The organism is Micromonospora sp. CPCC 206171 (genome assembly GCF_036906755.1).
Taxonomy (GTDB): Bacteria; Actinomycetota; Actinomycetes; order Mycobacteriales; family Micromonosporaceae; genus Micromonospora; species Micromonospora purpureochromogenes.
Genome location: NZ_JBAKHT010000048.1, coordinates 18,208 through 27,210, shown reverse-complemented (window position 1 = coordinate 27,210; position 9,003 = coordinate 18,208). Strand labels below are relative to the sequence as shown.

Genomic DNA, 9,003 nt, shown 5'->3' with positions numbered 1-9,003 from the left:
CGCCGCCGGCTCCAAGATCCGCCACCCGGATTACCCGTTCAAGGCTGCATGACGGGGCACTAGATCACGCCGACTCGTTGAGTCGATCCTGCAGCCGTCACGGTCAGTAAACCCGGCGCTCGGCATCAAACCGGGCGCCAGTGAGGGCGCCAGCAGACCCGGTACTCCCGGGCGGCGGGCGGCAGGCGGCAAGCTCGCGGATCAGGAAGCGGAACGAGTACCGCCGGGTTGGATCTGTGTCAGCCAGCGGACCGGGTGTGCCGGCAACGATGCCGGGCGGGCGTCTTCGCCGCGGAGAGACCGGGAGTTGGCTTCCCGCTGCGGGTTCCGGGCCCGGTCGCCGCACGTGCAACCCACCCCACGACCGGCCTGGCGGAGTCGTCACGGAACGGGAAACGGCACGGGCCCAGGCTTCGCCGGCGCACCGCCATGCAGCCACCTCGGCTCACGGCTCACCCGTGACCGAAAGCACGAACGGTGCAAGCCGCTTGGCTCGCACCGTCGATGATCTGGTGGCCGAGCGTCCACCCGAACCACTGTCCCGCTGCGGACGACGATCGGGAACATTCCGCGCCCCACCCGGGTCCAGCTGCGTGGTGGCCTCTTCGGGGCCGCCGAAGAGGCCACCACGCAAGACCCGCCGACCCGCCGGAGCCCGCTCAGGCCGCCATGGCCGCCGCCGGCACCACGTCCGGCGTTGCCAGCCGGACGGCGTCGGCGGCCGCGTCGTCGGGCTGGTCGTGCGCGGCCCGCTCGGCCCGGACGCGCGCGACGTAGTGCGCCACCTCCCGGTCGACCCGCTCGTCGTCCCAGCCAAGGACCGGCGCCATCAGCGTCGCCGCCGGCCGAGCGGCCAGCAGGCCACGGTCGAAGGTCTCGATCGAGATGTGGGTGCGCCGGGTGAGCACGTCCTCCAGGTGCAGCGCCCCCTCGGCGGAGGCCGCGTAGACGACCTCCACCCGCAGGTAGTCCTCCGCGCCGTCGAGCGGCTCACCGAGCGTGGAATCCTCCCGCAGCAGCGCCAGAACCTCGTCGACGGCGGCGCCGTAGCGCCGCAGCAGGTGCTCCACGCGCTCGGGGTGCAGGCCGAACTGCTGCGCCAGCCGGCGCCGCTGGTTCCACCGGGCGACGTAACCCTCGGCACCGAGCAGCGGCACCCGGTCGGTGCAGGAGGCGGGTACCGCAGCGCCGAAGCCGCGCACCGCCTCGTCGACCGCGTCGCGCGCCATCACCCGGTACGTCGTGTACTTGCCGCCGGCCACCACCACGAGCCCGGGCGTCGGGCTGACCACGGTGTGCTCGCGCGACAGCTTGGCGGTCGCCTCGGACTCCCCCGACAGCAGCGGGCGCAGGCCGGCGTACACGCCCTCGACGTCGTCGCGGGTCAGCGGGGTGGCCAGCACCGCGTTGACGTGCTCCAACAGGTAGTCGATGTCCCGGCTGGTCGCCGCCGGATGCGCCTTGTCCAGGTCCCAGTCGGTGTCGGTGGTGCCGATCAGCCAGTGCCGGCCCCACGGGATCACGAACAGGACGCTGGACTCGGTACGCAGGATCAGGCCGGTGCTGGACCGGATCCGGTCGCGCGGGACCACCAGGTGGATGCCCTTGGAGGCGCGCACCTGGAACTGGCCCCGCTCGCCGACGAGGGCCTGGGTGTCGTCGGTCCACACCCCGGTGGCGTTGATGACCTGCCGGGCGCGCACCTCGAACACCCGGTCGTTTTCCAGATCGTGCACCCGCGCGCCGGTGACGCGGGCGCCCTCGCGCAGCAGACCCACGACGCGAGCCCGCGACAGCGGGTGCGCCCCGTGCGCGGCGGCGGTACGGACGAGGCAGGTCACCAGCCGGGCGTCGTCGACCTGCGCGTCGTGGTACTGCAGGGCGCCGACCAGCGCCTCCGGTCGCAGCGACGGGCAGGCGCGCAGCGCCCCGCGGCGGCTCAGGTGCCGGTGGGCCGGCACGCCGCGCGCATGGGTGCCGGAGAGGCTCATCGCGTCGTAGAGCAGCACGCCGGCGCCGGCGTACAGGCGTTCCCAGCCCCGGTGGCGCAGCGGGTAGAGGAACGGCACCGGGCGGACCAGGTGCGGGGCGAGCCGCTGCAGCAGCAGACCCCGCTCGCGCAGGGCCTCGCGGACCAGCCCGAAGTCCAGCATCTCGAGGTAGCGCAGGCCACCGTGGATGAGCTTGCTGGACCGGCTCGACGTGCCGCTGGCCCAGTCGCGGCCCTCGATGAGCCCGACCGACAGGCCGCGGGTGACGGCGTCGAGAGCGCAGCCGGCGCCGGTGACGCCGCCGCCGATCACCAGGACGTCCAGTTCCTGGCCGCTGCTGAGGGCGGCCAGGGACCGCTCACGGGCGGCCGGTGACAGTGTCGCGGAGTGCATCCGTCTTCTCTCTCCTGGGAGGGGTGGGGGCGGCCGGCGACAGGCGCCGGCCGCCCGGATCCTTGCGGGGCGGGGCGGGGCGGGCGGTCAGTCGACGTCGACCCAGTCGAGGGTGCGCTGGACCGCCTTCTTCCACCGGGCGTAGCCGGTATCGCGCTGCTCCGGCGACCAGGCCGGCTGCCAGCGCCGGCTCTCGTTCCAGTTCTCGCGCAGCTCGTCGGTGTTCTTCCAGAACCCGACGGCCAGGCCGGCGGCGTACGCCGCGCCGAGCGCGGTGGTCTCGGCGACCACCGGCCGGCTGACCGGCACGCCGAGGATGTCCGCCTGCAGCTGCATGCACAGGTCGTTGACGGTGACGCCGCCGTCGACCTTGAGGACCTCGAGGTGCACCCCGGAGTCCTGCTCCATGGCCTCGGCCACGTCGCGGCTCTGGTAGCAGATGGACTCGAGGGTGGCCCGGGCGATGTGGGCGTCGGTGTTGAACCGGGAGAGGCCGACGATCGCGCCGCGGGCGTCGGAGCGCCAGTACGGGGCGAACAGGCCGGAGAACGCGGGCACGAAGTACACCCCGCCGTTGTCCGCCACCTGGCGGGCCAGGATCTCGCTCTGCCCGGCGCTACTGATGATCTTGAGCTGGTCGCGCAGCCACTGCACGGCCGAGCCGGTGACCGCGATCGAGCCTTCGAGCGCGTACACCGGGGCGTCGTCACCGAACTGGTAGCAGACCGTGGTGAGCAGTCCGGCCTTCGACCGGACGATCTCCGTGCCGGTGTTGAGCAGCATGAAGTTGCCCGTGCCGTAGGTGTTCTTCGCCTCGCCCGGGGCGAAGCAGACCTGCCCGACCGTGGCGGCCTGCTGGTCGCCCAGGTCGCCGGTGAGCGGGACCGGGCCGTTGAACGGACCGTTCACGGTGCTGCCGTACGAGCGCGGGTCGGACGACGGACGGATCTGCGGCAGCATGGCCCGGGGGATGTCGAAGAACGACAGCAGCTCGTCGTCCCAGTCCAGCGTCTCCAGGTTCATCAGCATGGTGCGGCTGGCGTTGGTGGGGTCGGTGACGTGCACCCCGCCCTCCGTGCCGCCGGTGAGGTTCCACAGCAACCACGTGTCGGTGTTGCCGAAGAGTGCCTCGCCGCGCTCGGCGGCCTCGCGGACCCCGTCGACGTTCTCGAGGATCCACTGGATCTTCCCGCCGGAGAAGTACGTCGCCGGCGGAAGGCCGGCCTTGCGCCGGATGACGTCGCCCTTGCCCTCGCGTTCCAGGGCGGAGGCGATCCGGTCGGTACGGGTGTCCTGCCACACGATGGCGTTGTAGTACGGCCGGCCGGTCCGGCGGTTCCACACGACCGTGGTCTCGCGCTGGTTGGTGATGCCGAGCGCGGCCAGGTCGGAGGCGGTCAGGCCGCGCTCGTTCATCGCGGTCTGGATGACCGTCTGGGTCCGCTCCCAGATCTCGAGCGGGTTGTGCTCCACCCAGCCGGCCTGCGGCAGGATCTGCTGGTGCTCAAGCTGGTGGCGGCCGACCTCGTTGCCGCCGTGGTCGAAGATCATGAATCGGGTGCTGGTGGTGCCCTGGTCTACCGCGCCGACGAAGTCAGCCATTCGGGGGTCTCCTTCTGTGTTCCTTGCGGGGATGCGGGTCGGCGAGGTCAGACGCGGGCGAGCTCGTCCTCGGCCGGGGCCTTCTCGGTGGCCAGGGCGCCCGGCTCCAGCTCGTCCTCGCTGGGCAGGAAGCGGCCGATGATCAGCTCGTAGAGGCCGGCGCCGATGACGCCACCGACGAGCGGACCGACGATGGGCACCCAGAAGTACGGATATCCGCTGGTGTCCTGGAAGGCCGTTTCGTAACCGGTCAGGAACGAGGCGAGGCGGGGGCCGAAGTCGCGGGCGGGGTTGATGGCGTAGCCGGCGTTGACGGCGAAGGCCATGCCGATCGCCACCACGATCAGGCCGACGATCAGCGGGGCGAGGTTGCCGGCGGGCAGCGAGTTGCGCGCGTCGGTGACCGCCAGGACGAGGAACAGCAGGATGGCCGTGCCGATGATCTGGTCGCGCAGCGCGCCCCACTCGGTCACACCGGCGCCCGGCAGGGTGGAGAAGACGCCCTGGCTCTTGCTGGTCAGGCCCGGGTCGAACCGGGACAGCACCTCGCTGTAGTTCCACCGGATGATCAGGGCCGCGACGAACGCGCCGGCGGTCTGGGCCAGCGCGTACGGCATCACCTTGCGCCAGGAGAAGCCCTTGAAGACGGCCAGGGCGACGGTGACCGCGGGGTTGAGGTGCGCGCCGCTGATCCGGCCCGCCACGTACACGCCGAGCGTGACGCCGAGGCCCCAGGCCCAGGCGATGCTGTCGAACTCTCCGGTCCCGGCCGCGGCCACCTGGGCGACCACGCCCACGCCGAACAGGATGAGGATCGCGGTGCCGGCGAACTCGGCGGCCAACTCGCCGACGAGCCCGGGGACTTTCAATCGTTGCGCCATGGGTGCCTCCAGAGGTGGTGGGGGTGACGGCCTTCTCCGTTCGGGGGGAAGCGGAGGGCCGGGTCGGTTACGCCGAGGCGTCGGACGTCACCGTGCGGTGAACGCTAGGAAATCCTCGAGGCCGGGTCAACGAACCCCGGTCGACAATGTCGAACACTGTTGCGGCTGCCGAAATGCCGTTAGCATTCCGCCCCATGCCGGGTCAGGTGCAGTCCATCGCGCGGGCCGCGGCGATCCTCCGCCTGCTCGCCAGCAGCTCCGGCCGGCTCGGCATCGGGGAGATCGCCCGGTCCCTCGACCTGCCCAAAGGCACCGCGCACGGCATCGTCCGCACCCTGCAGGACGTCGGCTTCGTGGAGCAGGACAAGACCTCCGGCAAGTACCAGCTCGGGGCGGCGCTACTGCACCTGGGCACCAGCTACCTCGACGTCAACGAACTGCGCTCACGCTCGATCAACTGGGCCGACCCGCTGGCCGCGCGCAGCGGCGAGGCCGTCCGCATCGGCACCCTGCTGGACGGCAAGGTGCTGGTGGTCCACCACGTCTTCCGACCCGACGACACCCTCCAGACCCTCGACGTCGGGTCCCTGCTACCGCCGCACGCCACCGCGCTCGGCAAGGTCCTGCTCGCCTACGACGTCGGCGCCGCCAACACCGTCATGCAGGCCGAACCCGAGCCGTACACCCGGCGCACCGTGGTCACCGCCCGAGCCCTCAGCCAGGCCCTGACCAAGATCCGGGACAACGGCTGGGGCGCCGAGATCGAGGAGATGACCCTCGGCGAGGCCGGTATCGCCGCACCCATCCGCGGCTACGGCGGCCTCGTCGTCGGCGCGATCGGGCTCTCCGGCCCGGTCGACCGCGTCTGCGACGGGCAGGGCCAACCCCGCCCGACGCTCGTCGCGTACGTCCGCGACGCCGCCCGCGCGGTGTCCCGGGATCTCGGCGCCGCACGCTGGTGATCCGTCCACCTGCTCCCCGCCAGGCCAGAGAGGACGAGGAATGACTGACAGCTACGTCGTCTCCATCGACCAGGGCACGACCTCGACCCGCTGCATCGTGTTCGACCGCCGGGGCAACCTCGTCTCGGTGGCGCAGCGGGAGCACCAGCAGCACTTCCCCCGGCCCGGCTGGGTGGAACACGACGCGCTGGAGATCTGGCGCAACGTCGGCAAGGTGGTGCCGAGGGCCCTCGCCGAGGCCGGCATCGTCGCCGGCCAGGTCGCCGCGATCGGCATCGCCAACCAGCGGGAGAGCACGGTGGTGTGGGACCGGCGCACCGGCGTCCCGGTGGCGCCGGCGATCATCTGGCAGGACACCCGCACCGACGCGCTGGTGGAGAGACTGGCCCAGGCGCCCGGCGCCGAGGACGTCCGGCAGCGCTGCGGGCTGCCCCTGACCACGTACTTCTCCGGCCCGAAGCTGCGCTGGCTGCTCGACCACACCCCCGGCCTCTACGAGCGCGCCGAACGCGGCGAGGTGCTCTTCGGGACGATGGAGAGCTGGTTGATCTGGAACCTCACCGGCGGCCCCGACGGCGGTCTGCACCTGACCGACGTGACCAACGCCAGCCGGACCATGCTGATGGACCTGCGCACGCTCGCCTGGCACCCGGACCTGCTGGCCTTCTTCGACATCCCGGCCGCCATGCTGCCCGAGATCCGCTCCTCGTCCGAGGTGTACGGCACCGCGACCGCCGTCCTGCCCGGCGTGCGGATCGCGGCGGCGCTCGGCGACCAGCAGGCCGCCCTGTTCGGCCAGACCTGTTTCGCGCCGGGCGACGCCAAGTGCACCTACGGCACGGGCAGCTTCCTGCTGCTCAACACCGGCACGGAACCGGTGCACTCCAGCCACGGGCTGCTCACCACCGTCGGCTACCAGATCGGCGGCCAGCCGGCGGTCTACGCCCTCGAAGGCTCCATCGCGATCACCGGTTCCCTGGTGCAGTGGTTCCGCGACCGGCTGGAGCTGATCAGTACCGCGCCGGAGATCGAGACCCTCGCCCGCACCGTGGACGACAACGGGGGCTGCTACATCGTGCCGGCCTTCTCCGGGCTGTTCGCGCCGCACTGGCGCAGCGAGGCGCGCGGGCTCATCGTCGGGCTCACGTCGTACATCACGAAGGGGCACCTGGCCCGCGCGGTGCTGGAGGCCACCGGCTGGCAGACCCGCGAGGTGGTCGACGCGATGAACGCCGACTCCGGCCTGGCGCTGACGGCGCTGCGGGTGGACGGCGGGATGACCGCCAACAACCTGCTGATGCAGTTCGTCGCCGACGTACTCGCGGTGCCGGTGGTGCGCCCGATGGTCGCCGAGACGGTCTCCCTCGGCGCCGCGTACGCCGCCGGGTTGGCGGTCGGCTACTGGCCCGACCTGGAGGGACTGCGCAGCAACTGGCACCTCGCCTCCCGGTGGGTGCCCCAGATGGACGACGCCGTCCGGGCCGAGGAGCGGGACAACTGGCAGCGCGCGGTCGAGCGCACCTTCGACTGGATCAAGCCGGGGGCCCGAGCCGGCAACGGATGACCCGTCGCGGCGCAGATCTCCACCTGGGGCCCGATCGCCGAGCCTCGTTGCTCACCAGTACGTGTTGAGCTCCCGGATCAGGTCCCAGGTCGCTCCACCCGCGGGCTTCTGGTAGAAGTCCACCGCGACGTAGTTGGGCTTGCGTCGCGCCGACGGGCCACAGATGCGCCGCACCCGGTCCGACAGCTTCGCGCCGTTGTCGGCGGTGGCCGCCCACTCGGTCGGGATGTCGCGGTAGTGGTCCATCACGTGCAACCGCCGGAATCCCGGTTCCTCCTTCGGCAGCGGGACCTCGTTCCACCGGCTGTAGCAGTCCAGCGCGCCGCCACCCGCCAGGGACCAGTAGTTCTCGGCGGTCCAGTCCCGGTCATACATCACGCCGAAGCCGTCCCGCCCCGGACGCTGAGAGAAGATGAGCAGCCGGCGGTTGCTCGACACCAGCTCGGACAGGCGCGGCCAACCGCGGTCGCGGACGCCGGACCGGTCCGGATGAAAGAGCAGGCCCGGCAGGCCGGGCACCCGCTCGACGGCCGCGCGCAGCTCGTCCACGCTCGTGTAGTCCTCGAGGAAGACGGTGACCACCGCGTCCCGGTTGCCGTCGAGGAAGCCCACCACATCCCGCAGTCCGTCGCTCAGCGTCCGCTCGTTGCCCCAGCACGTCCCGTGACACATCCGCACGTCGCCGCGGTAGGCGTGCACGTCCAGCTGCAGCCCTCGGATGCCGTGCTGGAGCTGGTCGCGCAGCCGGTACGACTGGTTCGGAAAGCGTCCCCAGAACCCCTCGTCGCTGTTGGCCATCGCGTTGTGCGCCACGAGGAAGCTCAGCTGGTCCAGGCGGGGATCGGCGGGCATCGCGCGGCGCAGCACCGCCACGTCGGTGAGGTACCACTGCGCGCCGCTCTCACCATTGGCGCTCACCACCAGTTCCCGCCCGTTCGTCGGCACCTCGTTCCACACGTGCAGGTGCAGATCCCCGGCCGCGTTCGTGATCCGGTAGCGCTCGCCGCCCAGCGCCTGGAAGGCCCAGTCGGTCAGCCCGTCGGCGCAGCGGCGCAGGACGACCCGAGCCAGGTCGCCGTCGTGCTCCCGGCCGAGGCAGAACGCCGGGTCGGTGACGGCTTCGATCTGGTGCTGGCTGCCGGCCCGGCGCAGGCGCCACTGCTGGGCACCGGAGCCGTTGTACGTCCACTCCTGGATCTTCCGGCCGTCTCGCATCTCGCCGCCGTCGACGTCGACCACGCGCCCGTTCGGCACGCTCTGGATCGTCAACGGCCCGGCGATGTGCGGGTCGTCCGACGCCGCCGAGGCCACCCCGGGTGCCGCGTTCAGCCCGACGGCACCGACGACTACCACCAGCAGACCCGCCAGTGCCCTGCGCATGTGCCCTCCACCCGGCCAGCCACCGCACCCCGGCACCGGTGGGCGGCATGAGACATCAACGCATCGGAGCGTATCAATGCAGGAGAGTCGCCCGAAAGATGGAGCTCGGGTGCCCGCTCCTGCCGCTCGCCTCGCTGTGCCCGGAACCGCCAGGCGTGGCCGAGGACCGACGGCCCCCACCCTGCCAGGTGGGATCGTGAGGTAGGCCACTTCTGTCCTTTGAAGACAGT

Annotated in this window: 6 protein-coding genes; 2 read left to right on the top strand and 4 right to left on the bottom strand. The window is 71.7% G+C overall.

Features of this window, described 5'->3' with window-relative positions:
- Window positions 1–659: 659 nt before the first annotated feature.
- The 3 genes from V6U89_RS29615 to V6U89_RS29605 all read right to left on the bottom strand — a co-directional run bounded on the left by V6U89_RS29615 (window position 660) and on the right by V6U89_RS29605 (window position 4,867).
- Window positions 660–2,384, bottom strand: a complete 1,725-nt coding sequence (locus tag V6U89_RS29615) for a glycerol-3-phosphate dehydrogenase/oxidase (RefSeq protein WP_334576508.1) — start codon at window positions 2,382–2,384, stop codon at window positions 660–662.
- An 87-nt stretch (window positions 2,385–2,471) separates the two neighbouring features.
- A complete protein-coding gene (gene glpK, locus V6U89_RS29610; RefSeq protein ID WP_334576506.1) occupies window positions 2,472–3,986 on the bottom strand; it encodes a glycerol kinase GlpK in 1,515 nt (504 codons plus the stop codon).
- A 47-nt stretch (window positions 3,987–4,033) separates the two neighbouring features.
- On the bottom strand, window positions 4,034–4,867 hold the full coding sequence (locus tag V6U89_RS29605) for an MIP/aquaporin family protein (RefSeq protein WP_334576504.1): 834 nt from the start codon (window positions 4,865–4,867) through the stop codon (window positions 4,034–4,036).
- 194 nt (window positions 4,868–5,061) lie between these two features.
- On the opposite strand from V6U89_RS29605, the gene V6U89_RS29600 reads away from it, so the two are divergent.
- Window positions 5,062–5,829: an IclR family transcriptional regulator gene (locus tag V6U89_RS29600; RefSeq protein WP_334576501.1), complete on the top strand. Its 768-nt coding sequence runs from the start codon at window positions 5,062–5,064 to the stop codon at window positions 5,827–5,829.
- Between the two features lie 40 nt (window positions 5,830–5,869).
- The gene (glpK, locus tag V6U89_RS29595; protein ID WP_334576499.1) at window positions 5,870–7,393 is read left to right on the top strand and encodes a glycerol kinase GlpK; all 1,524 of its coding nucleotides are present in this window, start codon (window positions 5,870–5,872) and stop codon (window positions 7,391–7,393) included.
- Between the two features lie 51 nt (window positions 7,394–7,444).
- Here glpK (V6U89_RS29595) and V6U89_RS29590 read toward each other — a convergent pair whose 3' ends face one another.
- A complete protein-coding gene (locus V6U89_RS29590; protein ID WP_334576497.1) occupies window positions 7,445–8,773 on the bottom strand; it encodes an RICIN domain-containing protein in 1,329 nt (442 codons plus the stop codon).
- Window positions 8,774–9,003 lie beyond the last annotated feature (230 nt).

What these genes read in the sequence shown, in the direction of transcription:
- glpK (WP_334576499.1), top strand. Translation starts at nt 5,870, where the DNA reads ATGACTGACAGCTACGTCGTCTCCATCGACCAGGGCACGACCTCGACC.
- V6U89_RS29600 (WP_334576501.1), top strand. Translation starts at nt 5,062, where the DNA reads ATGCCGGGTCAGGTGCAGTCCATCGCGCGGGCCGCGGCGATCCTCCGC.
- glpK (WP_334576506.1), bottom strand. Translation starts at nt 3,986, where the DNA reads ATGGCTGACTTCGTCGGCGCGGTAGACCAGGGCACCACCAGCACCCGA.
- V6U89_RS29590 (WP_334576497.1), bottom strand. Translation starts at nt 8,773, where the DNA reads ATGCGCAGGGCACTGGCGGGTCTGCTGGTGGTAGTCGTCGGTGCCGTC.
- V6U89_RS29615 (WP_334576508.1), bottom strand. Translation starts at nt 2,384, where the DNA reads ATGCACTCCGCGACACTGTCACCGGCCGCCCGTGAGCGGTCCCTGGCC.
- V6U89_RS29605 (WP_334576504.1), bottom strand. Translation starts at nt 4,867, where the DNA reads ATGGCGCAACGATTGAAAGTCCCCGGGCTCGTCGGCGAGTTGGCCGCC.